This is a genomic window from Pantoea dispersa (assembly GCF_035783935.1).
Lineage (GTDB): Bacteria > Pseudomonadota > Gammaproteobacteria > Enterobacterales > Enterobacteriaceae > Pantoea > Pantoea dispersa_C.
On record NZ_JALKOV010000008.1, the window covers coordinates 216579 to 242886 of the forward strand.

Here is a 26308-nt window from a genome sequence, read left to right on the forward strand (position 1 = left end):
TCCGCCTCAGGGTGAAAGCGAACTCTCACGCTGTTCGCGCACAAATTCGGTGAGCGCCCGCAGCGCCGGCGGCACCAGCCGGTGTCCCGGATAGTAGAGGCACAGCGTACCGAGTGGCACCTGCCAGCCGGGCAACAGGTGCACCAGCCGGCCAGCCTGCACATCCGCCGTAACATGCTGTTCCGTAATGCAGGCGATACCCAGGCCCGCCAGCGCCGCCTGATGGATAGCGCTGATGTCGCTGACCGCCATGCGCGGCTCACCCTGCAGACGATAACGCTGCTGCTGCTGGCTCAGCTCCCAGCGGTAAACGCTGCCGTCTGACATGCGCATGCACAGGGTTTGATGCTGATCGAGCGCCTGCGGCGTCTGCGGTGTGCCCGCGTGTGCGAGGTAAGCTGGCGCGGCCACCACAATCATGCGCATTTCCGGCGTCAGCTTTACGGCAACCATATCGCCCGGCACATCCTCCAGCAGCCGCACGCCAGCATCGAAGCCGTCGGCGACGATATCGACCTTCTCTTTCTGGCTGTAGATGTCGACGCGAATGCGCGGATAGCGCTGCAGGAATGGCAGCAGAATTGATGCATACCACAGCGCACTGCTTTCCGGCGGCACGTTGAGACGCAGCATGCCGCCCGGATCGTCCGCGTCGCTGCGCACTTCCTCGGCCGCGCTGCGGATCATCGCCAGCGCCGGGGCAATTTTCTCGCTGAAACGCCGTCCGGCATCGGTCAGCGCAACGCTGCGCGTGGTGCGGTTGAAGAGCCGCACGCCCAGCCGTTTCTCCAGCGCGGCGATGGCATTGGTCACCGCCGAGGGCGACATTTCCAGCTCGCTGGCCGCCGCTTTAAAGGTGCCGCGCCGCGCCACCGCCAGCACAATTTCCAGTTCAGTCAGACCTGTCCGGTTCATCAATTATTCCGTTTTGCGCAATACCCTTTGCAGGCGGAGGCGGATTATCGCCGCCGGTGGTGCGTGCTACTTTGCCGCCACACAACATGCAAAGGAGCATTGCCATGCACATGATTGAACATATCTATATCAACGGCCAGTTTGTCACGCCTGCCGGCGATGAATGGCTGGATATTATCAAACCTGCCGACGGCAGCGTAATCGGTAAAGCGCGTCTGGCGAATGCGCAGGATGCTGAACGCGCGATTGCAGCGGCAGCGGCGGCGTTTCCCGCCTTCGCAGCGACCACGGTGGCACAGCGCATCGCCCTGCTGGAGCAGATGTATCATGCGGTACACAGCGTCGAAAGCGAGCTGCGCGCGGCGATTCTGGAAGAGTACGGCGCGCCCACCGCACGTTCCGAGTGGATGAGCCGCTATCCGGCTGACGTGATTCTGCAGGTAATAGAAGAGCTGAAGCGCTACCCGTTTGTACAACAGGCAGGCCGCGCGCAGGTACAGATGCTGCCGCTCGGCGTTGCTGGCCTGATCACGCCGTGGAACAGCAACGCGGGCTTTATCTGCCACAAACTGGCGACCGCGATTGCCGCAGGCTGTACCGCCGTGATCAAACCCAGCGAGTTCAGCCTGCTGCAGACCCAGGTGATTACTCAGGCGCTGCACAAAGCCGGTTTGCCTGCGGGCGTGTTTAACATCGTCACCGGACGCGGTGCCAGCGTCGGCGAAGCCCTGAGCCGCAGTCCGCAGGTGGCGAAAATTTCCTTTACCGGCTCGACCGCCACCGGCAAAGCGATTCTGCGCAGCGCCGCTGACACCTTTAAACGCGTCACGCTGGAACTGGGCGGTAAATCACCGACACTGATTTTGCCGGATGCCGATGCCGCGCAGGCGGCCGGGCTGGCGGTTCAGGCCGGCTTTATCAACAGCGGCCAGGCCTGCATTGCCGGCACGCGTATTCTGGTGCCGGAGCAGCGCAAGGCCGAGTTCGAACAGGCGCTGACGGCGGCGGTCGCTGCGGAGATCTCCGGTGATCCGGCTGATGCGCGCACCACCATCGGGCCGATGGTCAACGAGAAACAGTGGCAGCGCGTACAGCACTATATTGCACTTGGCGAACAACAGGGCGCGCGCCTGCTGACCGGCGGCAGCGGTCGCCCGGACGGGCTGCACCACGGCTGGTATATCCGCCCGACGCTGTTCAGCGATGTCACCAATGAAATGCCGCTGGCACGCGAAGAGATTTTTGGCCCGGTGCTGAGCATCCTGACCTACCGCGATGAAGCCGAAGCCATCGCCATGGCCAACGACAGCGATTACGGCCTGTCGGCCCTGGTGATCGGAGCGGATGAACAGCATGCGCGCAACGTAGGCGAACAGCTGATCGCCGGCCGCGTAATGATCAACACGCTGGCACACGAACCGCGCGCGCCGTTCGGCGGTTTCCGCCACTCCGGCATAGGCCGGGAGATGGGTCAGGCGGGTATCAGCGCGTTTCTGGAACCGCGGGCGCTGATTGCTGGTTAAGGAGGATGTGAGCGCCGCAGTTGATCGCACTGCGGTGCAGTAGTCGTGTCGGAGCAATATGCCTCTTTCTAGATTGTGACGATCCTGACGCCCATCACCTTTCTGCGCACGCAAAAAAGCGACAAGCTTATGGATGCTTCGGTCCCAAATCTGTCACACAGGCTGAATCGGGACGGTAAGAATATTAGCTAAGGGATTGATTTAACTGGTGCCGGAAACAGGAGTCGAACCTGCGACCTTCGCATTACGAATGCGCTGCTATACCAACTGAGCTATACCGGCATTGAGGCGGGAACTACGGGGAGTAAACATAGAAAAATCGGGGGGATGAGTCAAGATGGTGCCGGTTAAGTGCTGCGTTTTTCAGCATCACCCACGCTGGCTTTAAGATGTGAAGGCGGATTAGCGCCCTCTCGCGCCAGGCACAAAAAAAGGCGAGGCCGCAGCCTCGCCAAAACGTGCTGGCTTCAATCGTAATAAGGAAGCTTACGATCGACACCGTTGATATTGACCAGCACAAAGCCCGTCGGCGTGGTTTTATTGGTCGGCGTACCTGCTGCCGTCGCGACAGTAAGCACGCCTTTCTCGTTCGCCCCAATGCCCGCGACGCCATTGTGCAGGCCAAAGCGCGCCGCCGGTTTGAGGGTGCCCATTTTGGTGGTATCCGTGACCACCGAGAAGTCTGGCTGGAACAGCGAACAGGAGCCGGCTTCAAAACGCGTCGGACCGGTGGTCTTCAGGTTAATCAGCGTGTCGCCACTGTTAGCCCGCAGCTTCACCCACACCACGGCATACGTGGTGCCGACGCGGCTGTAGCGAATATCCAGCACCGCCGGCTGCCCCATGTGGCAGGCGTCAGCCCATACCGTTTCTAGCCGCTGCAGGTTAATCCACGTTTTCCCGGTGCCCGCCAGATTGACCGGCGAAGCGGCCGTTCCGGTTGGCTGGGTAGCGTCGGCTTTACCAATCAGCTCCATCACCCACTGCTGATTCGCCGTCGGGAAGAACAGCTGGCCGAGGCGATACCAGTTATCGGTGTCGGTATTGTTGGTAACTTTGTGGCCGCTGTAATAGCCCGCGCGGAATGAGCCGGTGATCAGCGTGCCGTGGTGCTCTTCGCGGCGATAGCCATAGTCAAAGGTCGACAGCCAGCGTGTGCCGGCCAGATCGTTCGAGATCTTCGCACCGGACTGCAGGCCAATCTGGCGCATGATGACGCGCGCATTATTGAGATTGAACGGCGTGCCGCAATCCTCAATGTTCAGCGTATCAATGCTCCAGGCACCGTCCGAGAGATCACCCGGATTACGCGTGTGCTCGATCCACACGTTGCGCATGATGCCCTGCGTCACGCGCGGCATGTACAGCGTGGCGTCGCCGTAGCCGGTCTGGAAATTACAGTTGCAAACTTCGATAGCGGTTGAGTGGTCCCACTTGCCGTTTGGCGAGTTCGACCAGCCAATATCAAACACCCGACCATAGGTCCACAGCGAGTAGATCTGGTCAAATTTACTGTCGAGCGTATCCAGCGCTTTAATCACCGTGCCGCCGCTGTTTTGCGCACGGAAACAGTAAATATTTAACGTGGTGCCTTCGATACAGGTGTTTTCGAAGAACGGCTGCACGTTGGTGCACATCTCGGCGGTAATGGTGCCTTTGTTGGTGGTGACGTCGGCCGATGCCTGACCGTGCCAGGTAATGCCTTTGATCGCGGTTCGCCGCGCCTTCACTTTGAACACCGTGTTGGCACTTTTGTCGGAGATAATGGTGGTGCGCGGCAGCGAACCCAGCTCCACGTCATCCCCCTGCAGGCCAAAAAAGGCGATCTCGGTGGCGCTGATGTCGATCGGGTTGATCAGGAATTTACCGCCGGGGAAACGCACCGGCAGGTCACGGATATTACCGCTGTAGCCCTGCGTCCATGCCAGCATGCGGTTAAAGGCATCGGTGTCGTTGGCGTAACCGTCCCCTTTCGCGCCAAAGTGGTAGACGTTGACGTCAGCCGGATCGTTGATCACGCGTTTCCAGTAAAAGCCATTGCCGACCGCCAGCGTACCGCCGTCATCGGCGGCCGTGGTGGTGCCGATAAAGCCGGTGAAATCCCCGCCGCCACGGAAGGTAGAGTCCGGGTTGTAGCGGCGCAGGAACGCCAGATCGCCGTTTTTGGCCGGCGCAGTGGTACGCAGTTCAGCAAAAGAGTTAACTTCGATCATCTTAGCCTCCTCGGCATTTCAGGTTTGCAATACAAAGCGTGAGAACAGCGTCAGTGCGCCGCTGGACGGCAGTGCTGATCCCAGAGATCGTTGTGGTTGTTGATGGCGCGCACGGTGCGAATGTCCATGCGTTCGGCGTCATTGCCGTGGGTGTAAATCGGGGAAAAGAGTGAACAGGCGGAGTCGATCACGACGGGCGCCTCAGGGCTGGTGATATTTCGACTGCTGCAGCTTGTCACGAGCAGCAGCGTCATCAAGATTACCGTTGCGGGTTTCCACACGTTTGGCCTCCTCGCGCAGCTGTTGCTGCTGCTGATTGATTTCAACCGCCTGCGCGGCGGTCTTTTCGGCGTGGGCGACATCGGCTTTCGCCTGCTGCTGCACCTTGCCGATTTTCTTGCCGCCGGCGTAGCTGGCGATCAGCGCGGCAATCACGCCGCCAATCGCTGCCAGCCAGTGCCAGCTGCCCGCAAGCTGAGAAAGAAGAAAGCTCATGGTTTGTCCTCCAGCGTTTTTTTCTGCTCCACCAGATTCTTCTGCCGGATGAACTGCGCCAGCACGCCCATCGCCACCATGAAGGCGCCGATCAGGCCGAGATAGTTGTGCGGCAGAATCTCTTTGATATCCGGCGGTAACGCGTTCCACGCATCGAGCGCCGAAGAGGGAAACGACTGCACCCAGGCGCTGAGCATCGACCCCAGCGAGGCCAGCCACACTGACCAGGTTTTAAACAGCAGGCGCGCGTGCTTAACAAACTCCAGCGTGGTGAAACGCTGCAGCAGCAGCATCAGGATGATGGCCGCCAGCACGGCGATGATGAATAACAGCCAGCGCATGTTCATAGCAGCCCCCGGTAGATGTCGTAGGTGCCGCTGCGCATCACTTCGGCATGCCGCCGCGCACGACCGGCGGTTTGCCGCGCCCACAGGCTGTCGAGCATGGCGTTCGCCGCCGCGTCGAAATCGCGTTGCGTCATGGCGGTGAGCATGCCGCGAAACAGTGCCAGACCGTCGACGCCCATCTGGTAGGCCATGCTGATCAGCACGTCGCTGCGCGCCTCATTGCATTGACTCAGCGCCTGCTGCACCAGCGCGCGCTGCTGCATCTCCTGCACCTTGCCCTCAACGATGCACTGCTTCCACACGTCGCCGACGCGGCGCGGCACGCGGAAAATATAGTGACTGAGCGACGCGCCCTTCGGCCCGATGCGAATACCGCCCGCAACGGTGGGAAACCCCTGCGTGTCGAGGTAAGGCGCCTCGCGGTATCCCTCTTCGAAATTCAAAATGGCAATAATCTGGCTCATAACGGTTCCTCTTTGACGGGCGCAACGGCATGAAAAGCTGCGCAAATAGCCACAACACATAAACCTCGCTGATCGGTTGCGCCGGACGGCAGGCAGCCGTTAAGCGCAACGCTCAAGCGCAACTAAACAGTCAGGAAAGGTGAAACGTTCCGTTCAGAACTGGAAAAACAGCAGAGAATTAACGCACGGCGTACAGATGAACGTGGGGCAAACAGCAGTTGTCAAAGCTGGGGTTGTCGTTGCAGGACCGCGTGGGCGCCAGTACCGCGCGGTCCACCCGCGAACGGGTTTCACGCTGGCAGATGCGCTCGGCGGTGCGCAGGGTGATCTCTTCACACTCCAGGCCCAGGGCACTGTCGATGCTGCGCTTCAGGCGGCTGAGCGGCTGACGCCGCCGGTGGCGACGGGTGCGCGCGTTACCGCTGAAGACTGATTTGCCATATTGAATAATCGCCATAACTCCTCCTGTGAATGAGTCTTTGGCGATGGGGTGGTGAGCACGGCGATTCGGCACAGACCGGGACGTCCGTGGCACCACTGAAATCACCCGCAACTGGCTGGCCCGGCCGTAAAAAGCGGCCAGGCGTAAGCAGAGGAGAGTGAAAGCAGAGGACAACTGACGACGCTGCTAAGTGCGTATCCACCCCATCCCAAAATTCACTGACTTTGGGTGGGTTGTCTCGCGCTTGTGCAGCGCCTCAATTGTTTAAGAGCGGGCTCATCCGGGAGCAGTGATGTCGTCCATCTATGGTCAAATTATTAACAGATTCTAATGCATTGGCAAACACTGACGGTTAATTTTTTATTTACCGCCAGTTAAATTTTTGATTTCAGCCGGATTATTTTTTTCGCCGTTTTGCGTACTGGCGTTCAGCCCAGAATCTGATAATCGCGCGCCTGACTCATGATCACCCGCGCAATCACCTGCAACGACGCCGCTTCGTCGAGCGTCAGATACCAGGTTTCGTAGCGCTTGTTGTCGGAGATCACCGCTACCTTCTTGTGCTGTAGCTGCAGCCGCTTGAGGTAGAGCTGGTTGTCGAGGTTGAACAGGTAGATACCGTCGCCGTCGAAGCGGTGCACGCTGATGTCGACAAACAGCTGGTCGCGCGGCGCAAAGGTGCCGGCCATGGAGTCACTGTTCAGGGCAATCAGCCGGATGTTTTCTGCCGGGCGGCCGTTAAACAGCACGCGCGCCTCATCCAGACCGTATTCAATCGCCTGAATGGTCTCGACCAGTTCGTCACGCGCCATGATGCCCTGTGCGCTGCGTTGCCCGATATCCAGGCTTTCGACGCGGAACATGTGCTGTGCATCGATCAGGCGATGGCGCGCCAGCGCCGCATCCGGTTTTTCCATGCCGAACTGCAGCCACTCCACGCGCACGCCTAACAGCTGGCTGAGCGCCAGCAGGTTACTGTCATCCGGTATGGATTGGGCGTTAAACCATTTCCAGACCCCCGGTGTAGAGATCCTGCATCCCCGTTGCTGCAGTGCTTGTGCAACCTGTTTGTTCCGTCCATGTCCGACAATTCCCGCGCTATCGCACGCGGCAATCAGCCTGGCAGTAAAAGCTTGTCTGGTACTCTCTTTTTTAACCATCAGTTAATAGTCTGCCATCAGTAAAAGACTGAATGTTATTTTCATTTTTGCTACCAGTTCATTTTATATTACCGCTAGTTTACTACCCAACCGCTTTTATCAATAAAGCTGGACGATCATTATCCTCTTCGCCCTGGTGGAAACCAGTAATGAATGTCTGACAGCTTGTTCTGACAGGGGTTTTCAGGATTGTTCTGTAACGCTGAGACCAGCACCCACAGCAAAAAATGGGCGAAAAGCCGCGCGCGCGCCACAGATGACAGGAATAAAACGAAAAGCTCTGGAAATAACTGGATCGAAAGCGACAAAAAAAGGCACCGTATCAGGTGCCTGTTTTGATGCCGGAGAGAAAAACTAACGGCGCAGCGTATCGTCGCCCCAGCCAATCCATTTGTAGGTGGTGAGCGCTTCCAGCCCCATCGGACCGCGCGCATGCAGTTTCTGCGTGCTGACCGCCACTTCAGCGCCGAGACCAAACTGGCCGCCGTCGGTAAAGCGGGTGCTGGCGTTCACGTACACCGCCGACGAATCGACTTGGTTCACAAAGCGGTTGGCGTTGCTAATGCTGCGCGTCAGAATGCCGTCGGAGTGCTGCGTGCCGTGCTGACGAATGTGAGCGATGGCCTCATCGATGTCCGCTACCAGTTTGACGTTCAGATCGTTCGACAGCCACTCATCGTCGTAATGGTGCATCTGCACCGCCACCACGCTGGCCGGGCCCTGCTGCAGCCGCGCCAGCACGTTTTCATCGGCGTGCAGCGCAATGTTCTCCTGCGCCATACGCTGCAGAAACGCCGGAATGAAGCGTTCGGCCTGATCGCGATGAATAAGCAGAGTTTCCAGGGAGTTACAGGCGCTGGGACGCTGCTTCTTGGCGTTGACGATCACCTCCAGCGCCGCGTCCGTCTCCATGGTTTCGTCGAGATAGAGATGGCACACGCCGATGCCGCCGGTGATCACCGGAATGGTGGAATTTTCGCGGCACAGCTTGTGCAGCCCGGCACCGCCGCGCGGGATCAGCATGTCAACGTAGCGATCCAGCTTCAGCAGCTGATTGACCAGTTCGCGATCCGGGTTCTCAATCGCCTGCACCGCCGCCGCCGGCAAATCGTGCTGGACGAGCGCGTTCTGGATCACCCGCACCGTGGCAGCGTTGGTGCGGTAAGTCTCTTTGCCGCCGCGCAGAATCGCCGCGTTGCCGGTTTTCAGGCACAGTGACGCCACATCGACCGTGACGTTAGGGCGCGCTTCGTAGATCACGCCGATCACGCCGAGCGGCACGCGGCGTCGCTCAATGCGCAGACCGCTGTCGAGCTGTCCGCCGTCAATCAGCTGGCCAACCGGATCGGCCAGACGGCACACCTGGCGCACGTCGTCCGCAATGCCTTTCAGACGCTGCGGGTTGAGTGTCAGACGATCGAGCAGCGCCGCGCTCATGCCGTTATCGCGCGCATCGGCCAGATCCTGCTGGTTGGCCGCCAGAATGTCGGCACTTTCCGCTTCCAGCCGATCGGCGATGGTCAGCAGTACCTGATTTTTTTGTTCGGTGGAGAGCTCCGCCAGTTTGTACGACGCCTCACGCGCCGCTTTACCCATCTGTTCTAACATCATCCGCTCCTTAACTGACGATCATATCGTCGCGGTGCACCGCAACCGGGCCATATTCGTAACCGAGGATCTCACCAATCTCCTGACTGTGATGACCGGCGATCATGCGCATCGCATCGCTGTTATAGCGCGTGACGCCGTGGGCGATATCGCGCCCCTGCAGGTTACGAATGCGGATCACTTCGCCGCGTGAGAAATTGCCCTGCACCTCGCGGACGCCTTTCGGCAGCAGCGAGCTGCCGCGCTCCAGCACCGCCGCCAGCGCGCCGTCGTCGATGGTGATCTCGCCCGCCGGTGGCGCGCCAAAGATCCAGCGCTTGCGGTTTTCCAGCGGTGACTGCTGCGCGTGGAAGCGCGTCCCGACCGGTTTGCCGTGCAGCACATCGCCGATCACATCAGGGCGGCTGCCCGCCGCAATGATGACGTCAATGCCGGCGCGGCAGGCGACATCCGCCGCCTGCAGTTTGGTGGCCATGCCGCCGGTGCCGAGACCGGAGACGCTGCCGCCAGCCAGCGTGCGCAGCGCGTCGTCAATCTGATGCACATCGCTGATCAGTTCTGCTTCGGGATTGGTGCGCGGATCGGCGGTAAATAGGCCCGGCTGATCGGTCAGCAGCAGCAGTTTATCGGCACCGCCGAGCATCGCCGCCAGCGCGGACAGGTTGTCATTGTCGCCAACCTTGATTTCCGCAGTTGCCACCGCGTCGTTCTCGTTAATCACCGGCACGATATGGTTGTCGAGCAGCGCACGCAGCATATCGCGCGCGTAGAGGAAGCGTTCACGGTCTTCCATGTCGGCGCGCGTCAGCAGCATCTGTCCGATATGGATACCGTAGATGGAGAACAGCTGCTCCCACAGCTGGATTAAACGGCTCTGCCCCACCGCAGCCAGCAGCTGCTTTGAGGCGATGGTCGGTGGCAGTTCCGGGTAACCAAGGTGTTCGCGACCGGCGGCAATTGCGCCTGAGGTGACGATGATAATGCGATGACCGGCAGCGTGCAGTTGTGCACACTGTCGAACCAGCTCCACCATGTGCGCCCGGTTCAGCCGGCGCGATCCGCCGGTGAGGACGCTGGTACCCAATTTGACCACCAGGGTCTGACTGCCACTCATGTTTTTCCTGCCATGTAAGAAAAAAATCTGCGAAGGGACGTTTTAACAGGAGTCAGCAAGGAAGCCAACAGCAGCAAGGGGAAAAGCACAAAAAACGCCTGACAAGCGGGTAGACCAAAAGTTCGCGATTAACAAGAAATCAGAAAAAATGTCATAAAACGTTCATCGCCAGTCGGTAAAACGTCCCGTGTTTTACAAACCCTTTCACGGGTACAACAAATTTTACTCATTGGGATTGATAGCAAAATGAAGAAAAGCACACTGGCACTCGTCGTTTCCGCGCTGGCTCTGGCCTCCACCGCACAAGCCGCAGAAGTGTATAACAAAGACGGTAACAAACTGGATCTGTACGGTCGTGTGAAAGGCATGCACTACTTCAGCGACAACGCAGCCGCTGACGGCGACAAAACTTACATCCGTCTGGGCTTCAAAGGGCAGACGCAGATTAATGACCTGATGACCGGCTACGGTCAGTGGGAATATCAGTTCCAGGGTAACCGTGCGGAAACCAACACCGACGCGAACATCGGTAACAAAACCCGTCTGGGCTTTGCCGGTCTGAAGTTCGGTAACTACGGCTCTGTTGATTACGGCCGTAACTACGGCGTGGTTTACGATGTGCTGGCATGGACCGACGTGCTGCCAGAATTCGGTGGCGACAGCGCCTACACCGACACCTACATGCTGGGCCGTACGTCTGGCGTCGCCACTTATCGCAACAGCAATTTCTTTGGTCTGGTTGATGGCCTGCGTTTCGCGGTGCAGTATCAGGGCAAGAACGATTCCACCAGCGCCAACGGCCGTTCAGAGATTCCTAAGCAGAACGGCGACGGTTACGGTGCGTCACTGGGTTACACCCTTGGCGATAGCGGCGTCAGCCTGATGAGTGCCATCTCCTCTGCTGACCGCACCAACTCACAGGACGTGGCGACGCGTCTGGGTCGTGGTGACAAAGCGGAAGCCTGGGGCGCGGGTATTAAATATGACGCCAACAGCATCTACCTGGCATCGACCTACTCAGAAACCCGCAACATGACGCCAATCACCGGCGGCGTGGCGAACAAAGCCCAGAACTTCGAAGTGGTAGCGCAGTATCAGTTTGACTTCGGTCTGCGTCCATCCCTGGGCTACGTGCAAAGCAAAGGCAAGGACATTGAAGGCATTGGCGATGCGGACATCGTGAAATACGTTGACGTGGCAATGACGTACTACTTCAACAAAAACATGTCAGCCATGGTTGACTACAAAATCAACCAGCTGGATGACAACAACCCACTGGGCATCAACAGCGATGACGTGGTGGCAGTTGGTCTGACCTACCAGTTCTAAGCTTCAGCATTACCCTTATTGTGTCTGTAAAAAAAGAGCCGGCTCATCACCGGCTCTTTCCTGTTTTCAGTCTCACTCAGGTTCAGGCGCTGAGTTTAACCGGCTCTTCTTTGAATCCCGCTGCGGGCCGGAGATCGAGCTTCTGCTCGTGCAGCGTGGCTTTCAGGCGCTCGTGGAAGTTGCGCAGCGTGCTTTCCACTTTCTCATTGTTCTCTTTGCCTTTGATCGTTGCCACGCTCCAGTCGCCGTCTTTATCGAACAGACCGAAGTGGTATTCGTAAGTGAAGTGATCTTCGTGCGCGTTCAGCGTCATCCACCAGCCCCAGAACTCGCGGCTTTCTGGTGCCGGCTTGACGTTGACGCACGCCGCCAGGCAATCAAAGAAGAAACGCGTCTCTTCACATTTTCCTTCGCGGATGTACGGCCCCAATTCGGTGAAGCGCTTAAGCAGGCGACTACGGGGGTGACCACTCGGTAACGTCATGCTAATTCTCTCCCTCAAATAAACCGTATAAAACGCAGCGCGGCGGCAAAACGCCACCGCACGTATTTTCCCGAAGATAAGTTGTAGCAGAGTCTGCGCATTTCGCCAGTTAGCGCTGCAACTGTTTTGCCAGCCAGTCGCAAATTTGATTGAGCGCCTTATCGAAGCTGGCGAACACCGGCGTGGCCGGAATTGCCAGCGCTTTGCCCTGTGCCGAGGAGTTGACGATCAGCTGCGCCTCCTCTTCCGGGCTGAACAGATCGCCGGGCCAGTAAGCGGCCAGCATCGGCACCGGCGTCCGGCGTCCCAGCAGGCCCTGCACTTTGAGCGAATAGCGGTTGAGCTCGGTGCGCAGATTGCTGTCCGAGGTCGACGACATGCCCAGCCGGCTGGCCAGCATATCCATATACATATCCGGCAGCTGCTGCTGGCGCTGCGCATCGACAAACACGTTATGCACCATTGGCCCGAGCGATGCCACCGCTCGCAGGCGCGGCACTTCAAGGTAAGCCAGCCGCGTCGCCACGTTAGCGCCAAAGCGATAGCCGAACAGCGCCACACGCGTGTGGTCAATCCACGGCACGTTGCTCAGCTCGCGCAGCACCTGTTGATGCAGCTGGCTGGTGTCCTGATTGAGCGTCCATTTGCTGCTGAAACCCACCGACGGCATATCCAGCGTCAGCATGGCGATGCCGCGCGGTGCCAGATAATCGTGAAACAGCCGGTAGTGATCGCTCTGCAGCGAGTCGAGGCCGCCGCACAGCAGTACCGTGGGATACGGCGCGCTGGCCTGAGCCGGCATATGCAGGAAGCCGGTGACCGGGCTGCCGCCGCTGATGGGAAACGTCAGTGATTTCAGCTCGCCAGGCAGGCGCTGGGTGGCCTCTTCATATGCGCGATTCGCCAGCACCTGCGCCTGATCGGCCAGCTCGTCACCTTTAATGTAGGGATACGCGGCCAGGCTGTAGAGACTGGCGGCATGTAGCCACTGCTGGCCGGCCTCATCATGCTCGGCGTTCTGCATCGCGCGCTGCTGCCACAGCGCCGCCTGCTTCGACCACTCATAGTTCCAGTTGCCGCCGCGATAGCCAATCACCGTGTCCAGCAGCGTTTCGTCAGTGTGCTCAAGCTTGCTGACGGCAATGCGCGCCAGCACTTCACTGATCTCCTGCGGTGCCAGCCCGCGCCACGTCCACAGCAGCTTATTCAGCATGCGATACCAGCCGCGCTGAGTATCGCCTTCCAGGGCGTTGTGCACCTGCGCCGTCGGGTGGTGCTGGCGATGCACCAGCGAGGAGGTTTCCGGGTGTTTGAAGCGGGGTTTGAACAGTTCTTCGCTGAGGTTTTTCTCGGCCATCGTAAGCTTCTCCTGCGGCAGTCGCATAGATGGCTAAGAGTGTACTGCACCCGCCGCGCGCGCGCGAGGCGCAGAAAGCACAACGCCCGGCATAACCGGGCGTTGTTTGCGTTGCATCAATCAGCTTTTCACAATCGGCGGAATGTACACCACGCCCATGTCCCACGGCTGCTCGATCCAGGTGTCCTGCGGAATATCGACAATGTAGTCGTCCACCAGCGCACGGCCGGCCGGCTTAGCAAAGATGGTGCAGAAACGCGCTTTCGGGTACATGTCACGAATCGCCTGCGCGGTACCGCCGGTATCCACCAGGTCGTCGATCACCACGAAACCTTCACCGTCGCCTTCCGCGCGCTTCAGCACTTTCATTTCACGCTGGTGATCGTGATCGTAGCTGGAGATGCACACGGTATCGACGTAGCGAATCCCCAGTTCACGCGCCAGCAGCGATGCCGGAACCAGACCACCGCGGCTGACCGCGATGATGCCTTTCCACTGTTCCACAGGAAGCAGGCGCTGGGCCAGTTTACGGGCATGAATCTGCAGCATGTCCCAGGTAACGACGTATTTTTCGCTCATAAAAGGAATCCCGGCCAATGAAATTGGCTTAAAAATATGCAAGGGGGAAAAGGTTGCGCGAGATTATAAGGATCTGACGCGTTAAAAACCAGCACCCGTCACATCGGTTGCAGGTTTTTAGCGCGCCTGATGGCGCACCCGGCAGGAAACAGTGATATTCTCTGGCCCATCACGTCAGATGTGCTGACGGCGATCTTTCACTGGAAACCCGCGTGCGAGCGGTATGTCCGCCGCGCTGACACAGGAGACGCGTTGTGTCTGAATTGTCTCAACTTTCCCCGCAGCCGCTGTGGGATATCTTCGCAAAAATCTGCTCGATTCCGCACCCTTCTTATCATGAAGAAGCGCTGGCCGAATACGTTGTTGGCTGGGCTAAAGAGCAAGGTTTCTGGGTTGAACGCGATCAGGTCGGTAATATCCTGATTCGTAAACCTGCTACCGCAGGTATGGAAAACCGTACCCCGGTGGCGCTGCAGGCGCACCTCGATATGGTGCCGCAGAAGAACAATGACACGGTACACGACTTCACCAAAGATCCGATTCAGCCGTACGTTGATGGCGAATGGGTGAAAGCGCGCGGCACCACGCTGGGTGCGGATAACGGTATCGGTATGGCTTCCGCGCTGGCGGTGCTGGCTGACAACAGCCTGACCCACGGTCCGCTGGAAGTGCTGCTGACCATGACCGAAGAGTCCGGCATGGACGGCGCTTTTGGTCTGCAACCGAACTGGCTACAGGCGGACATCCTGATCAACACCGACTCGGAAGAGGAAGGTGAGATCTACATGGGCTGCGCCGGGGGCATCGACTTTATCACTACCCTGCCGCTGAGCCGCGAAGCCGTGCCTGCCGGTTTCGAAACCCTGAAGCTGACGCTGAAAGGCCTGAAAGGCGGCCACTCCGGCGCGGATATTCACCTCGGTCTCGGCAATGCCAACAAGCTGCTGGCGCGCTTCCTCGCCGTGCACGCTGCCGAGCTGGATATCCGCCTGATTGAGTTTACCGGCGGTACGCTGCGCAATGCGATTCCGCGCGAAGCGTTCGCCACGCTGGCCATCGACAGCCATAAAGTGGATGCGCTGAAGTCTGCTGCTGCTCACTTCCAGGCCACGCTGCAGAATGAGCTGGGCATTAAAGAGAAGAACGTCGCCGTACTGAGCGAGCCGCTGGCGCATCAGGGCCAGGCGCTGACCGCAGACAGCCGCGATCGCTTCATTAACCTGCTGAACAGCACGCCAAACGGCGTGATTCGCAACTCGGACGTGGCGAAAGGCGTGGTCGAAACCTCGCTCAACGTCGGTGTGGTCACCATGGAGCAGGACAGCGCCGAGATCATCTGCCTGATTCGCTCGCTGATCGACACCGGTAAAGACTGGGTGGTCGAAACCCTGACCTCGCTGGGTGCGCTGGCCGGCGCGAAAACTGCGCCGAAAGGCGGCTACCCGGGCTGGCAGCCGGATGCCGACTCGCCCATCATGGCGCTGACGCGTAAGACCTATGAAGCGCTGTTTGGCAAGACGCCAAACATTCAGGTAATTCACGCCGGTCTGGAGTGCGGTCTGTTCAAAAAACCGTATCCGAATATGGATATGGTATCGATTGGGCCAACCATCACCGGTCCGCATTCGCCGGACGAGCAGGTGCACATCGACAGCGTAGGTCTGTACTGGAAGCTGCTGACCGCGCTGCTAAACGTGGTACCAGAAAAAGCGTAAGGCTGTTGCGATAAAAAAATCCTGCCCCCGGCAGGATTTTTTATTTACGGCACCGCGGCTGCATCAGGCGACCGCGCTGTAGCGCTCTTCCAGGGCAGCTCAGCCGTTACAACCCCAGCACCAGCTGGCGCTCCAGCTGCGGGTTCACCAGTGTGACGTGCAGGCCCACCAGCCGCACACCGCGTCCGGCGCGGCGCTCGTCCCAGGCCTGACGCGCTACGGCAATCATGTCGTCTTTATTCAGCACCGGCCAGACATGCTCCTGAGTGGTGAGCTGGAAATCGTTGAACTTCAGCTTTACGCCTTGACGTGCAATCTGCTTATCCGGGCGGATCGCACTGAGACGGCGATCGAGCTCGGCGTAGAGAAAATCAATAATCTCCAGGCACTGCTCCCAGTGATGAATATCCTCGCCCAGCGTGCGCTCGACGCCGAGCGATTTGCGCTCGCGCTCCACCACCACATCGCGATCGTCAATGCCGTTGCTGCGCTCCCACAGCACGCGGCCAAATTTACCAAAGCGCTTCAGCAGCTGCGCCAGATCGGCCTGCTGCACGTCGGCGCAGGTGCGCAGTCCCATCTCTTCAAGCTTTTTGGTGGCCACTTTACCGACGCCGGGAATCTTGCTCAGCGGCAGCGTCAGCAGGAAATCCGGCATCACCTGCGGCGTGATCACATACTGGCCGTCGGGCTTGTTCATGTCTGAGGCGATTTTGGCGAGAAACTTGATCGGCGCAATGCCGGCGGACGCGGTCAGGCCGGTTTCACGCAGGATATCGGCGCGAATCGCCTGCGCCATCAGCGTGGCCGATCCCTGACAGTGGTCGCTATCAGTAACGTCCAGATAGGCTTCATCCAGCGACAATGGTTCAATCAGCGGCGTGTAGCGGGTAAAGATGGCGCGAATCTGCTGCGAGGCTTCTTTATAAGCATCAAAGCGGCCGGGCAACAGTTTCAGATGGGGACAGAGACGCAGCGCCGTGGCGGTCGGCATCGCGCTGCGCACGCCGTATTTCCGCGCCGGATAGTTGGCGGTGCTGATTACCCCGCGCTGCACGCGGCTGCCGCCGATGGCAATCGGGATATCACGTAATGAAGGATCGTCGCGCATTTCCACTGCCGCGAAAAAGCAGTCCATATCGACATGAATGATTTTGCGCATACGCCCTCCGGATACTGGATAAGTATACAGCAGAGAAAAACAACGGCAATATTTGTGGCGCGTGCGATTAAAGTTTACAAATTTATGGTCGTATTCCCTTTAAGATTGCACCATTTTCTCGGACATCGGCTTGATTAAACGCCAGACAATGATAATGTTGCGCTGCGGTAGCGGATATTTCCGATAATGCAATACAGTGACGCGCTGCGTCAGCGTTCCTCTTCACTTCAAGGTACACACAGAATGGGCAGAATCGCATTATTGTTTGCGATGATTCTTATGCCGCTCCTGAGCTGGGCAATAACGCCTGAGCCAATGCAGCCGCTGGCTCCGGTGAGCAAAGAGTTAAAGAAACAATTACTGGGTACACCGGTATTTATTCAGATCTTCAAGGAAGAGCGTACGCTGGAACTGTACGGCAAAATCGGTAATGAATATCGTCTGCTGGACAGCTATCGCATCTGTAACTTCTCCGGCGGCCTCGGGCCAAAACGTCGTCAGGGCGATTTTAAAAGTCCAGAAGGCTTTTATAACGTGAAGATGAATCAGCTCAAGCCGGACAGCCGTTTTTATCGCGCCATCAATACCGGATTCCCGAATCAGTACGATCGCGCCAAGGGCTATAACGGTAACTATCTGATGATTCACGGCGATTGCGTGTCGGTGGGCTGCTATGCCATGACCAACGCGTCGATGGATGAGATCTTCACTTACGTGAACGCCGCGCTGCGCAACGGTCAGCAGGATGTGCAGGTCAACATCTTCCCGTTCCGCATGACCGACAGCAACATGCAGCGTCATCGTTACTCGACCTACATCAGCTTCTGGCGTGAACTGCAGCCGGGCTATGCATACTTCGCCAAATACCACGTGCCGCCAACGGTCAACGTGACGGCAACCGGTCAGTATGCGGTGAACAACACGCCGGTCATGAACACGCCGGAAGCGGCGTCGAAATCATTCCTGGCGCTCACCCATGTAAAATAATGCCCACTCACCTGGCACGATGCGGTGCCAGGTTTCATTACCGGTCAGCGGCTGCGTCGCAATCACCGTCACCACGTCTTGCGGCGTGGTCTGTTGCAGAAAATCAATCTCCACATCCTGATCGAGCAGCTTCGCTTTGCCAAACGGCGCCCGGCGCGTAATCCAGTACAGATTGGTTGAGCAGAAGGCCATCAGATAGCGTCCGTCAGACAGCAGCATATTGAACACGCCCTTCTCACGCAGTTCCGTCGCCAGCTCCGCCACATAGCGAAACACCGCCGGCCAGTTGCCCGGCGTGCGCGGATAGCGCTCAGCCAGCTTATGCAGAATCCAGCAAAACGCCTTCTCGCTGTCGGTTTCGCCCACTGGACGGAAATGTCCGGTCTCCAGCTGGCGATAGCCCTTTAGCTGGCCGTTATGCGCGTAAGTCCAGTTGCGGCCCCATAGTTCGCGGGTAAACGGATGGGTATTTTCCAGTGACACCTGGCCGCGATTGGCCTGACGAATATGCGCCACCACCGAGTGCGACTTGATCGGATACTCCTGCACCAGGCGGGCAATCGGTGAGTTGTAGCTCGGCAGCGGATCTTTAAAGGTGCGGCAGCCTTTATCTTCGTAAAAGGTGATGCCCCAGCCATCTTTGTGCGGCCCGGTTCCACCGCCACGCTGCACCAGACCGGTAAAACTGAAACAGATATCCGTGGGGACATTGGCGCTCATCCCGAGCAATTCGCACATAGCAACCGCCTTATCAGAACCTCCCGCGGGCGCGGGAGGAGCACGTCATCACTTAACCATCTCTTTTTCGATTAACAGCATCAGGATGTGGATCACTTTGATGTGAATCTCCTGAATGCGATCGGCATATCCAAAGTGCGGCACGCGAATTTCGATATCGGCCGTACCGGCCATTTTGCCACCGTCTTTGCCGGTCAGGGTAATCACTTTCATGCCTTTGGCGCGCGCGGCTTCTACGGCTTTGATGATATTCGCCGAGTTACCCGAAGTGGACAGCCCCAGCAGCACATCGCCCTCGCGCCCGACCGCCTCGATGTAGCGGGAGAACACATAGTCGTAGCCAAAATCGTTGCTGACGCAGGAGAGATGGCTGACATCCGAAATAGCGATGGCCGGATAGCCAGGACGATTTTCGCGGTAGCGCCCGGTCAGCTCTTCAGCGAAGTGCATGGCATCGCAGTGCGAGCCGCCGTTGCCGCAGGAGAGCACTTTGCCACCGGCTTTGAAGCTATCGGCCAGCAGCACGGCTGCGCGCTGAATGGCGTGAATGTTGGCTTCATCACTCAGGAACTTATTGAGCGTATCGGCGGCTTCATTGAGTTCTGAGCGAATAATGTCCTGATACATAGGGATGTCCTTTAGAGGAAAATTGACCCAGCAAGTTTAACGGAATGGGCCAGAGCCGCAAAGCGCCCGCAGCAGGGAAAAGCGCGACGCCGCATCGACGTCCGCTTGCCGGCGTGATTTTGTGAGTTCGGTTGTAATTGCGATGTAAACAGATTGATAAATTTCGTCCGCTGCTCTAAACCTGATTACTAACAGGTCAGACCTCTTACAACTTACGGAGCGGTTCATTATGTTGCTTGCCTCGATCATCGCGACGCTGGTGTTAATTAGCGCCCTCTTCTACCATCAGGTTTCACTGCGGCTCAGCAGTGCGATTGTGCTGCTGTGGACCGCGGCACTGGCCGCCACCGGCCTGTGGACGCCGTGGCTGCTACTGCCACTGGCGATTATTCTGCTGCCTTTCAACCTGCCGGCGATGCGCCGCAGCATGTTCTCTAAACCGGCGCTGCACAGCTTCCAGAAGGTGATGCCGCCGATGTCGCGCACCGAAAAAGAAGCGATCGACGCCGGTACCACCTGGTGGGAAGGCGATCTGTTTCGCGGTAAGCCGGACTGGCAGAAACTGCACAACTATCCGCAGCCGCGCCTGACCGAAGAGGAGCAGGCGTTTCTGGATGGCCCGGTGGAAGAAGCCTGCCGCATGGCTAACGACTTCGAGATCACCCACGAACTGGCCGATCTGCCACCGGAGCTGTGGGCATATCTCAAGCAGCACCGCTTCTTTGCCATGATCATCAAAAAAGAGTACGGCGGTCTGGAGTTTTCCGCTTATGCGCAGGCTCGCGTGCTGCAGAAGCTGGCGGGCGTGTCCGGGATTCTGGCGATTACCGTCGGCGTGCCGAACTCGCTGGGCCCGGGTGAACTGCTGCAGCATTACGGTACCGATGAGCAGAAAGATCACTATTTGCCACGTCTGGCGCGCGGCGATGAGATCCCCTGCTTTGCGCTGACCAGCCCGGAAGCGGGTTCCGACGCCGGTGCCATCCCCGATACCGGTGTGGTGTGCATGGGCGACTGGCAGGGCCAGCAGGTGCTGGGCATGCGCCTGACCTGGAACAAGCGCTACATCACCCTGGCACCGATTGCCACCGTGCTCGGCCTCGCCTTCAAGCTCTCCGACCCGGATCATCTGCTGGGCGAAACCGAAGAGCTGGGCATTACCTGTGCGCTGATCCCGACCCACACGCCAGGCGTTGAGATTGGCCGTCGCCACTTCCCGCTCAACGTGCCGTTCCAGAACGGTCCGACGCGCGGTAAAGATATCTTTGTGCCGATCGATTACATCATCGGCGGTCCGGCGATGGCCGGTCAGGGCTGGCGCATGCTGGTTGAGTGCCTGTCGGTAGGACGCGGCATTACTCTGCCGTCTAACGCGACCGGCAGCCTGAAAAGCCTGGCGCTGGCGACCGGTGCCTACGCGCACATTCGCCGCCAGTTCAAAGTCTCTATCGGGAAAATGGAAGGCATTGAGGAGCCGCTGGCGCGCATCGCCGGTAACGCTTACGTGATGGACGCGGCGGCGACGCTGATCACCAGCGGCATCATGCTGGGCGAAAAACCGGCGGTGCTGTCAGCGATTGTTAAATACCACTGCACCCATCGCGGCCAGCGCGCGATTATTGATGCGATGGATATCGCCGGCGGTAAAGGCATTATGCTCGGTGAGAACAACTTCCTGGCGCGTGCCTATCAGGGCGCCCCGATTGCCATTACCGTTGAGGGCGCGAACATCCTGACGCGCAGCATGATTATCTTTGGCCAGGGGGCGATCCGCTGCCATCCGTGGGTGCTGGAGGAGATGAATGCCGCCGCGAAGAACGATCTGGTCGCCTTTGACCGCGCGCTGTTCAGCCATATCGGCCACGTCGGCAGCAACAAAGTGCGCAGCCTGTGGCTTGGCCTGACCGGCGGTCGCACCAGCGCCACGCCAACCCGTGACGTCACCCGCCGCTACTATCAGCAGCTGAATCGCCTGAGCGCCAACCTTGCGCTGCTGTCGGATGTGTCGATGGCAGTGCTGGGCGGCAGCCTGAAACGTCGCGAACGTATTTCGGCACGCCTCGGCGATGTGCTGAGCCAGATGTATCTGGCGTCAGCCACGCTGAAACGCTATGACGATGAAGGCCGTAACGAAGCGGATCTGCCGCTGGTGCACTGGGGCGTGCAGGATGCGCTGCATCAGGCGGAAGTGGCGATGGACGATCTGCTGCGCAACTTCCCGAACCGCCTGGTTGCGGGTGCACTGCGGCTGGTGATTTTCGCCGGCGGCAAACACTGCCCGGCACCGTCCGATAAGCTCGATCACAAGCTGGCCAAAATGCTGCAGTTGCCGTCCGCCACCCGCACCCGTCTGGGCCGCGGCCAGTATCTGACGCCGGGCGAGCATAATCCGGCCGGTCAGCTGGAACAGGCGCTGCAGGATGTGATGGCGGCGGAAGTGATTCACGATCGTCTGTGTCAGCAGCAGAAAAAACACTTCTCCTTCACCCGGCTGGATGCGCTGGCCCAGCGCGCGCTGAAAGAGGGCTGGATTGACGAGAGCGAGGCGAAGGTGCTGACACGTGCCGAAACCAGCCGGCTGAAAGCCATCAACGTGGACGATTTTGCGCCCGAAGCGCTGGCGGTGGCGAAACCGGACAGCAAACCCAAACCGAACGCCCGCCCCAGCGAAGCGGCGTAACCCTGAAAAGCCTCCAGCCGGAGGCTTTTTTTATGCCCTGCGGCGCGGGCTAAGCGCACTCAGCGCCTGTGCCAGACGCGTTTAGACGTCTAAGCGTCTCGATTGCCAAGTGTTAACATCCTGTTTATAGTGGCTGCAGCACAAGGTTACTCCGCAACGACATTCGCGCTTAAGGCACCCGATAATGACGCAGCCCAACCTGATCCCCGAGAGCAAACTACCGGCGCTCGGCACCACCATTTTCACCCAAATGAGCGCCCTCGCCGCGCAGCACAACGCCATCAACCTGTCGCAGGGCTTTCCCGATTTCGACGGCCCGCGCTATTTGCAGCAGCGCCTGGCACATCACGTCAGTGAAGGCGCCAACCAGTACGCGCCGATGATTGGCACCCTGCCACTGCGCGAGGCGATCGCCGATAAAACCGCAGACATCTACGGTCATCGGCCGGATATCAACAGCGACATCACCGTGACGGCGGGTGCGACCGAAGCGCTGTACGCCGCGATCACCGCGCTGGTGCGGCCGGGCGATGAAGTGATCTGCTTCGATCCCAGCTACGACAGCTATGCGCCAGCGGTTCAGCTGGCTGGCGGCGTGCTGAAACGCATCGCGCTGCAGCCGCCCGCTTTTCAGGTCGACTGGCAGGCCTTCAGCAGTCTGCTGAGCGCGCGCACCCGGCTGGTGATCGTCAACACGCCGCATAATCCCTCCGCCACCGTATGGCACGCCAGCGACTACGCCGCGCTGTGGCAGGCAATCGCCGGACAGGAAATTTATGTGCTCAGCGATGAAGTCTATGAGCACATCTGTTTTGATGAGCAGGGCCATGCCAGCGTGCTGGCGCATGCCGACCTGCGTCAGCGCGCCATTGCGGTCTCCTCCTTCGGCAAAACCTTTCATATGACCGGCTGGAAAGTGGGTTACTGCATCGCTCCGGCGGCGATCAGCGCCGAAATCCGCAAAGTGCATCAGTATCTCACTTTTTCAGTGAATACCCCGGCGCAGCTGGCGATTGCCGATATGCTGCGCCAGCAGCCGGAACATATTGATGAGCTGCCGGCCTTCTACCGCGCCCGGCGTGACCGCCTGACGCAGGCGCTGGCCGCCAGCCGGTTTAAGGTGCTGCCCTGTGCCGGCACCTATTTCCTGCTGGTGGATTACAGCGCGATTTCCGATTTGGATGATGTCAGTTTCTGCCAGTGGTTAACCCGCGAAGTCGGCGTGGCGGCGATTCCGCTGTCGGTATTCTGCGCAGACCCTTTCCCGCACAGGCTGATTCGCCTGTGCTTTGCTAAACAGGAAGCGACGCTCGACGCCGCTGCGGAGCGTTTATGTCAGCTTTAAAACTTACCGTATTACAGGAAACCCTGAGCTGGATGGATGGCGCGGCCAACCTGCGCCATTTTGATGCCGTGCTGCAGGGCTTGACGGGCCGCGATGTCATCCTGCTGCCGGAAATGTTTACCACCGGCTTCGCCATGGAGGCGGCGGCCAGTTCGCTGCCGCAGGATCAGGTGGTGGCGTGGCTGCACGGCCATGCCAAAGCCCTCAATGCCCTGATCGGCGGCAGTGCGGCGATTCAGAGCGACCAGGGCGCGGTAAACCGCTTCCTGCTGGTGGAGCCGGACGGCACGCTGCATCAGTACGACAAGCGCCATCTGTTCCGCATGGCCAGTGAGCATCAGCACTATGTGCCCGGTGAAACGCGCGAGGTATTTCACTGGCGCGGCTGGCGTATTCTGCCGCAGATTTGCTACGACCTGCGCTTCCCGGTGTTTTCACGCAACCAGAATGATTACGATCTGGCACTGTACGTCGCCAACTGGCCGGCTCCGCGCGCGCTGCACTGGCAGGCGCTGCTGCTGGCGCGCGCCATCGAAAATCAGGCCTATGTAGCCGGTTGCAACCGCGTCGGCAGTGACGGCAATCAGCATCAATACAGCGGCGACAGCCGGATTATCTCGCCGCAGGGTGAGATCCTCGCGGCCGCGGAGCCCTTTGCCCGCGCGCGCCTTGACGCCGAGCTGTCGCTGGAAGCGCTGCAAGACTATCGCGAACGCTTCCCGGCCTGGCGCGACGCCGATGAATATACGCTGAACCAATAAAAAACCCCGGCCAGGCCGGGGTTCGCGATATTCACGTCAGTTGCTTACAGATCGAACCGGTCGAGGTTCATCACTTTGGTCCAGGCGGCCACGAAGTCGTTAACGAACTTCTGCTTCGCATCGCTGCTGGCGTAAACTTCCGCCAGCGCGCGCAGGATGGCGTTAGAACCAAACACCAGATCGGCGCGGGTGCCGCTGTACTTCACTTCTCCGCTCTGACGATCGCGGCCTTCGAACAGCTCGGCGCTCTCATCGGTGGCGCGCCACGCGGTGCGCATGTCCAGCAGATTGATGAAAAAGTCGTTGCTCAGCACGCCCACGCGATCGGTAAACACGCCGTGCGCGCTGCCGTCGAAGTTGGTGCCCAGCACGCGCAGACCACCCAGCAGTACCGTCAGCTCTGGCGCGCTCAGCGTCAGCTGTTGCGCTTTGTCCAGCAGCAGGGTTTCGGTGGAAGAACCGCCCTGCACGCGGCGATAGTTACGGAAACCATCGGCCAGCGGCTGCAATACGTTGAATGACTCGACATCCGTCTGGTCCTGACGCGCATCCACGCGGCCTGGCGTGAACGGCACCTGCACCGCGACGCCTGCCGCTGCTGCCGCCTGCTCAATCCCGACGCTGCCCGCCAGCACAATCACATCCGCCAGCGATGCTTTACCTGACTCCTGCTGAATCTTTTGCAGCACCGGCAGCACATCACGGGTGACGCTGGCGTTGACCGCCCAGCCGTTCTGTGGCGCCAGCGCCAGACGGGCACCGTTCGCGCCGCCGCGTTTATCGCCGCCACGGAAGGTGGAAGCGGATGCCCAGGCCGCAGAGACCAGCTGGCTGACGCTCAGACCCGAAGCGGCAATTTTCGCTTTCAGATCGGTGATGTCATCCGGCGTTGGCTGATGCGTGGCCTGCGGTAACGGATCCTGCCACAGCAGATCTTCCTTCGGCACTTCCGGACCGATGTAACGCGCTTTTGGCCCCATATCGCGGTGCGTCAGTTTGAACCAGGCACGGGCGAAGGCTTCGTTAAACGCCTGCGGATCGTTGAGGAAACGACGCGAAATCTTCTCGAATTCCGGATCGAAACGCAGCGTCAGGTCGGTGACCAGCATGGTCGGCTTGCGTTTTTTCTCTGGATCGAACGGATCGGGGATAATCGCTTCGGCATCAACCGCTTCGAACTGAATCGCGCCCGCCGGGCTGTGCGTCTGCACCCACTCATATTTGAACAGGTTCTCGAAGAAGTAGTTGCTCCACTGCGTTGGCGTTTGCGTCCATACCACTTCCAGACCAGAAGTGATGGCATCCGCACCGGCACCGCTGCCGTAGCTGCTGTGCCAGCCCAGGCCCTGCGCTTCCAGCGGTGAGGCTTCCGGATCGACGCCCACGTGGCTGGCTGCCGCTGCACCGTGGGTTTTACCCAGCGTGTGGCCGCCGGCAATCAGCGCGACGATCTCTTCATCGTTCATGCCCATGTTGCCAAAGGTGGCACGAATCGCCGGTGCCGCCGAGCGCGGATCGCCGCTGGCTTCCGGACCTTCCGGGTTGACATAAATCAGACCCATTTCTGTTGCGCCGAGCGGCGCGTTTGCCAGGCTTTCCGGATGGCGGTGCGCCAGCCATTCGGTCTCATGTCCCCAGTCCACGTCCATGTCCGGTTCCCAGACGTCTTCACGACCGGCACCAAAGCCGAAGGTACGGAAGCCGGCGTTTTCCAGCGACACGTTACCGGCAAGAATGTAGAGATCGGCCCAGGAAATTTTCTGGCCGTACTTCTGTTTTACCGGCCACAGCAGACGACGCGCTTTGTCGAGGCTGACGTTATCCGGCCAGGAGTTAAGCGGCGCAAAGCGCTGCTGACCACGCCCGGAACCGCCGCGCCCGTCGATGGTGCGATAGGTACCGGCGCTGTGCCACGCCATACGAATGAACAGCCCAATGTAGCTGCCCCAGTCGGCAGGCCACCAGGATTGTGAATCGGTCAGCAGTGCACGAATATCGGCTTTCAGCGCGGCGTAATCCAGCTTGCTGAACTCTTCACGGTAGTTGAAATTGTCACTGAGGGGGTTAGAACGGCTGGAATGCTGGTTTAACAGATCGACGCGCAGCATGTTTGGCCACCAGTCGCGGTTAGTGGTCCCGCTACCGGCGCCACGCGCTAAAACGCTTTTCTCTTCCGATGCTCCATGATGAAAGGGGCATTTTCCTGAGGCGGCTGCATTATCATTATTTTCGGGCGTGCTCATTTCTCGGCTCCATTGGCTTC

The 26308-nt window shown here is 59.1% G+C and carries 24 protein-coding genes and 1 tRNA gene; 7 read left to right on the plus strand and 18 right to left on the minus strand.

Translation table 11 applies throughout. From position 1 onward, the window contains the following. Positions 1-6 precede the first annotated feature (6 nt). The gene (locus tag MXF20_RS16635) at positions 7-915 is read right to left on the minus strand and encodes a LysR family transcriptional regulator (protein ID WP_325970362.1); all 909 of its coding nucleotides are present in this window, start codon (positions 913-915) and stop codon (positions 7-9) included. 104 nt (positions 916-1019) lie between these two features. Between MXF20_RS16635 and MXF20_RS16640 the strand changes: the two genes are divergently transcribed. After that, positions 1020-2438: an aldehyde dehydrogenase family protein gene (locus MXF20_RS16640; RefSeq protein ID WP_325970363.1), complete on the plus strand. Its 1419-nt coding sequence runs from the start codon at positions 1020-1022 to the stop codon at positions 2436-2438. Positions 2439-2644: 206 nt separating this feature from the next. Here the strand turns inward: MXF20_RS16640 and MXF20_RS16645 are convergent. The 10 genes from MXF20_RS16645 to proB form a co-directional block, all read right to left on the minus strand. Further along, positions 2645-2720 (minus strand) — tRNA-Thr (locus MXF20_RS16645). 185 nt (positions 2721-2905) lie between these two features. After that, complete coding sequence (locus MXF20_RS16650; RefSeq protein ID WP_325970364.1) at positions 2906-4651, minus strand: amylovoran biosynthesis protein AmsF; 1746 nt, start codon at positions 4649-4651, stop codon at positions 2906-2908. A 50-nt stretch (positions 4652-4701) separates the two neighbouring features. Next, the gene (locus MXF20_RS16655) at positions 4702-4842 is read right to left on the minus strand and encodes a hypothetical protein (protein ID WP_021507269.1); all 141 of its coding nucleotides are present in this window, start codon (positions 4840-4842) and stop codon (positions 4702-4704) included. A gap of 10 nt (positions 4843-4852) precedes the next feature. After that, the gene (locus MXF20_RS16660; RefSeq protein WP_325970365.1) at positions 4853-5146 is read right to left on the minus strand and encodes a hypothetical protein; all 294 of its coding nucleotides are present in this window, start codon (positions 5144-5146) and stop codon (positions 4853-4855) included. Continuing rightward, on the minus strand, positions 5143-5487 hold the full coding sequence (locus MXF20_RS16665) for a hypothetical protein (RefSeq protein ID WP_325970401.1): 345 nt from the start codon (positions 5485-5487) through the stop codon (positions 5143-5145). Before MXF20_RS16665 ends, MXF20_RS16660 begins: the two co-directional genes overlap by 4 nt. A 2-nt stretch (positions 5488-5489) precedes the next feature. After that, complete coding sequence (locus tag MXF20_RS16670; RefSeq protein ID WP_325970366.1) at positions 5490-5957, minus strand: glycoside hydrolase family protein; 468 nt, start codon at positions 5955-5957, stop codon at positions 5490-5492. A 178-nt stretch (positions 5958-6135) separates the two neighbouring features. Further along, entirely contained in the window at positions 6136-6414 is a 279-nt protein-coding gene (locus MXF20_RS16675; RefSeq protein WP_325970367.1) for a hypothetical protein, read from the minus strand. 413 nt (positions 6415-6827) lie between these two features. Next, complete coding sequence (locus MXF20_RS16680) at positions 6828-7559, minus strand: S24 family peptidase (protein ID WP_325970368.1); 732 nt, start codon at positions 7557-7559, stop codon at positions 6828-6830. Between the two features lie 354 nt (positions 7560-7913). Next, the gene (gene proA, locus MXF20_RS16685) at positions 7914-9167 is read right to left on the minus strand and encodes a glutamate-5-semialdehyde dehydrogenase (protein ID WP_325970402.1); all 1254 of its coding nucleotides are present in this window, start codon (positions 9165-9167) and stop codon (positions 7914-7916) included. A gap of 10 nt (positions 9168-9177) precedes the next feature. Further along, complete coding sequence (proB, locus tag MXF20_RS16690) at positions 9178-10281, minus strand: glutamate 5-kinase (protein ID WP_058758012.1); 1104 nt, start codon at positions 10279-10281, stop codon at positions 9178-9180. A gap of 246 nt (positions 10282-10527) precedes the next feature. Here proB and ompC point away from each other — a divergent pair, with 246 nt between their 5' ends. Then, positions 10528-11610: a porin OmpC gene (ompC, locus tag MXF20_RS16695; protein WP_325970369.1), complete on the plus strand. Its 1083-nt coding sequence runs from the start codon at positions 10528-10530 to the stop codon at positions 11608-11610. An 82-nt stretch (positions 11611-11692) separates the two neighbouring features. Here the strand turns inward: ompC and crl are convergent, their stop codons facing one another. From crl to gpt, 3 genes are all read right to left on the minus strand, one after another. Beyond that, the gene (gene crl, locus MXF20_RS16700) at positions 11693-12094 is read right to left on the minus strand and encodes a sigma factor-binding protein Crl (protein ID WP_325970370.1); all 402 of its coding nucleotides are present in this window, start codon (positions 12092-12094) and stop codon (positions 11693-11695) included. Between the two features lie 109 nt (positions 12095-12203). Beyond that, entirely contained in the window at positions 12204-13451 is a 1248-nt protein-coding gene (gene frsA, locus MXF20_RS16705; protein ID WP_325970371.1) for an esterase FrsA, read from the minus strand. 120 nt (positions 13452-13571) lie between these two features. Further along, positions 13572-14030 (minus strand): xanthine phosphoribosyltransferase, encoded by a 459-nt coding sequence (gene gpt, locus MXF20_RS16710; RefSeq protein WP_325970372.1) that lies wholly within the window; start codon positions 14028-14030, stop codon positions 13572-13574. A 254-nt stretch (positions 14031-14284) separates the two neighbouring features. Between gpt and pepD the strand changes: the two genes are divergently transcribed. Continuing rightward, a complete protein-coding gene (gene pepD, locus MXF20_RS16715) occupies positions 14285-15745 on the plus strand; it encodes a beta-Ala-His dipeptidase (RefSeq protein WP_325970373.1) in 1461 nt (486 codons plus the stop codon). Between the two features lie 106 nt (positions 15746-15851). Here pepD and dinB read toward each other — a convergent pair whose 3' ends face one another. Further along, on the minus strand, positions 15852-16907 hold the full coding sequence (gene dinB / locus MXF20_RS16720; protein ID WP_325970374.1) for a DNA polymerase IV: 1056 nt from the start codon (positions 16905-16907) through the stop codon (positions 15852-15854). Positions 16908-17150: 243 nt separating this feature from the next. Between dinB and dpaA the strand changes: the two genes are divergently transcribed. Next, positions 17151-17894 (plus strand): peptidoglycan meso-diaminopimelic acid protein amidase, encoded by a 744-nt coding sequence (gene dpaA, locus MXF20_RS16725; protein WP_325970375.1) that lies wholly within the window; start codon positions 17151-17153, stop codon positions 17892-17894. On the opposite strand, the gene MXF20_RS16730 is transcribed toward dpaA, so the two are convergent. Together MXF20_RS16730 and lpcA are read right to left on the minus strand one after the other, a co-directional pair. Further along, on the minus strand, positions 17865-18632 hold the full coding sequence (locus MXF20_RS16730; protein WP_325970376.1) for a class II glutamine amidotransferase: 768 nt from the start codon (positions 18630-18632) through the stop codon (positions 17865-17867). The genes dpaA and MXF20_RS16730 overlap by 30 nt on opposite strands. A 48-nt stretch (positions 18633-18680) precedes the next feature. Further along, the gene (gene lpcA / locus MXF20_RS16735) at positions 18681-19259 is read right to left on the minus strand and encodes a D-sedoheptulose 7-phosphate isomerase (protein ID WP_021507284.1); all 579 of its coding nucleotides are present in this window, start codon (positions 19257-19259) and stop codon (positions 18681-18683) included. A gap of 229 nt (positions 19260-19488) precedes the next feature. Here lpcA and fadE point away from each other — a divergent pair, with 229 nt between their 5' ends. The 3 genes from fadE to MXF20_RS16750 all read left to right on the plus strand — a co-directional run bounded on the left by fadE (position 19489) and on the right by MXF20_RS16750 (position 24045). Beyond that, a complete protein-coding gene (gene fadE / locus MXF20_RS16740) occupies positions 19489-21939 on the plus strand; it encodes an acyl-CoA dehydrogenase FadE (protein WP_325970377.1) in 2451 nt (816 codons plus the stop codon). A 184-nt stretch (positions 21940-22123) separates the two neighbouring features. Then, positions 22124-23284 carry a pyridoxal phosphate-dependent aminotransferase gene (locus MXF20_RS16745; RefSeq protein WP_325970378.1) on the plus strand — a complete coding sequence of 387 codons (1161 nt, stop codon included), beginning with the start codon at positions 22124-22126 and terminating at the stop codon, positions 23282-23284. Then, complete coding sequence (locus MXF20_RS16750) at positions 23272-24045, plus strand: amidohydrolase (RefSeq protein WP_325970380.1); 774 nt, start codon at positions 23272-23274, stop codon at positions 24043-24045. Before MXF20_RS16745 ends, MXF20_RS16750 begins: the two co-directional genes overlap by 13 nt. A 44-nt stretch (positions 24046-24089) precedes the next feature. Here MXF20_RS16750 and katG read toward each other — a convergent pair whose 3' ends face one another. Further along, the gene (gene katG, locus MXF20_RS16755; protein WP_325970381.1) at positions 24090-26288 is read right to left on the minus strand and encodes a catalase/peroxidase HPI; all 2199 of its coding nucleotides are present in this window, start codon (positions 26286-26288) and stop codon (positions 24090-24092) included. Positions 26289-26308: the final 20 nt, after the last annotated feature.

What these genes read in the sequence shown, in the direction of transcription:
- ompC (WP_325970369.1), top strand. Translation starts at nt 10,528, where the DNA reads ATGAAGAAAAGCACACTGGCACTCGTCGTTTCCGCGCTGGCTCTGGCC.
- dpaA (WP_325970375.1), top strand. Translation starts at nt 17,151, where the DNA reads ATGGGCAGAATCGCATTATTGTTTGCGATGATTCTTATGCCGCTCCTG.
- MXF20_RS16750 (WP_325970380.1), top strand. Translation starts at nt 23,272, where the DNA reads ATGTCAGCTTTAAAACTTACCGTATTACAGGAAACCCTGAGCTGGATG.
- MXF20_RS16650 (WP_325970364.1), bottom strand. Translation starts at nt 4,651, where the DNA reads ATGATCGAAGTTAACTCTTTTGCTGAACTGCGTACCACTGCGCCGGCC.
- proB (WP_058758012.1), bottom strand. Translation starts at nt 10,281, where the DNA reads ATGAGTGGCAGTCAGACCCTGGTGGTCAAATTGGGTACCAGCGTCCTC.
- MXF20_RS16635 (WP_325970362.1), bottom strand. Translation starts at nt 915, where the DNA reads ATGAACCGGACAGGTCTGACTGAACTGGAAATTGTGCTGGCGGTGGCG.
- MXF20_RS16745 (WP_325970378.1), top strand. Translation starts at nt 22,124, where the DNA reads ATGACGCAGCCCAACCTGATCCCCGAGAGCAAACTACCGGCGCTCGGC.
- MXF20_RS16680 (WP_325970368.1), bottom strand. Translation starts at nt 7,559, where the DNA reads ATGGTTAAAAAAGAGAGTACCAGACAAGCTTTTACTGCCAGGCTGATT.
- MXF20_RS16665 (WP_325970401.1), bottom strand. Translation starts at nt 5,487, where the DNA reads ATGCGCTGGCTGTTATTCATCATCGCCGTGCTGGCGGCCATCATCCTG.
- MXF20_RS16675 (WP_325970367.1), bottom strand. Translation starts at nt 6,414, where the DNA reads ATGGCGATTATTCAATATGGCAAATCAGTCTTCAGCGGTAACGCGCGC.
- MXF20_RS16660 (WP_325970365.1), bottom strand. Translation starts at nt 5,146, where the DNA reads ATGAGCTTTCTTCTTTCTCAGCTTGCGGGCAGCTGGCACTGGCTGGCA.
- MXF20_RS16670 (WP_325970366.1), bottom strand. Translation starts at nt 5,957, where the DNA reads ATGAGCCAGATTATTGCCATTTTGAATTTCGAAGAGGGATACCGCGAG.
- katG (WP_325970381.1), bottom strand. Translation starts at nt 26,288, where the DNA reads ATGAGCACGCCCGAAAATAATGATAATGCAGCCGCCTCAGGAAAATGC.
- MXF20_RS16640 (WP_325970363.1), top strand. Translation starts at nt 1,020, where the DNA reads ATGCACATGATTGAACATATCTATATCAACGGCCAGTTTGTCACGCCT.
- crl (WP_325970370.1), bottom strand. Translation starts at nt 12,094, where the DNA reads ATGACGTTACCGAGTGGTCACCCCCGTAGTCGCCTGCTTAAGCGCTTC.
- MXF20_RS16730 (WP_325970376.1), bottom strand. Translation starts at nt 18,632, where the DNA reads ATGTGCGAATTGCTCGGGATGAGCGCCAATGTCCCCACGGATATCTGT.
- frsA (WP_325970371.1), bottom strand. Translation starts at nt 13,451, where the DNA reads ATGGCCGAGAAAAACCTCAGCGAAGAACTGTTCAAACCCCGCTTCAAA.
- proA (WP_325970402.1), bottom strand. Translation starts at nt 9,167, where the DNA reads ATGTTAGAACAGATGGGTAAAGCGGCGCGTGAGGCGTCGTACAAACTG.
- lpcA (WP_021507284.1), bottom strand. Translation starts at nt 19,259, where the DNA reads ATGTATCAGGACATTATTCGCTCAGAACTCAATGAAGCCGCCGATACG.
- dinB (WP_325970374.1), bottom strand. Translation starts at nt 16,907, where the DNA reads ATGCGCAAAATCATTCATGTCGATATGGACTGCTTTTTCGCGGCAGTG.
- gpt (WP_325970372.1), bottom strand. Translation starts at nt 14,030, where the DNA reads ATGAGCGAAAAATACGTCGTTACCTGGGACATGCTGCAGATTCATGCC.
- fadE (WP_325970377.1), top strand. Translation starts at nt 19,489, where the DNA reads ATGTTGCTTGCCTCGATCATCGCGACGCTGGTGTTAATTAGCGCCCTC.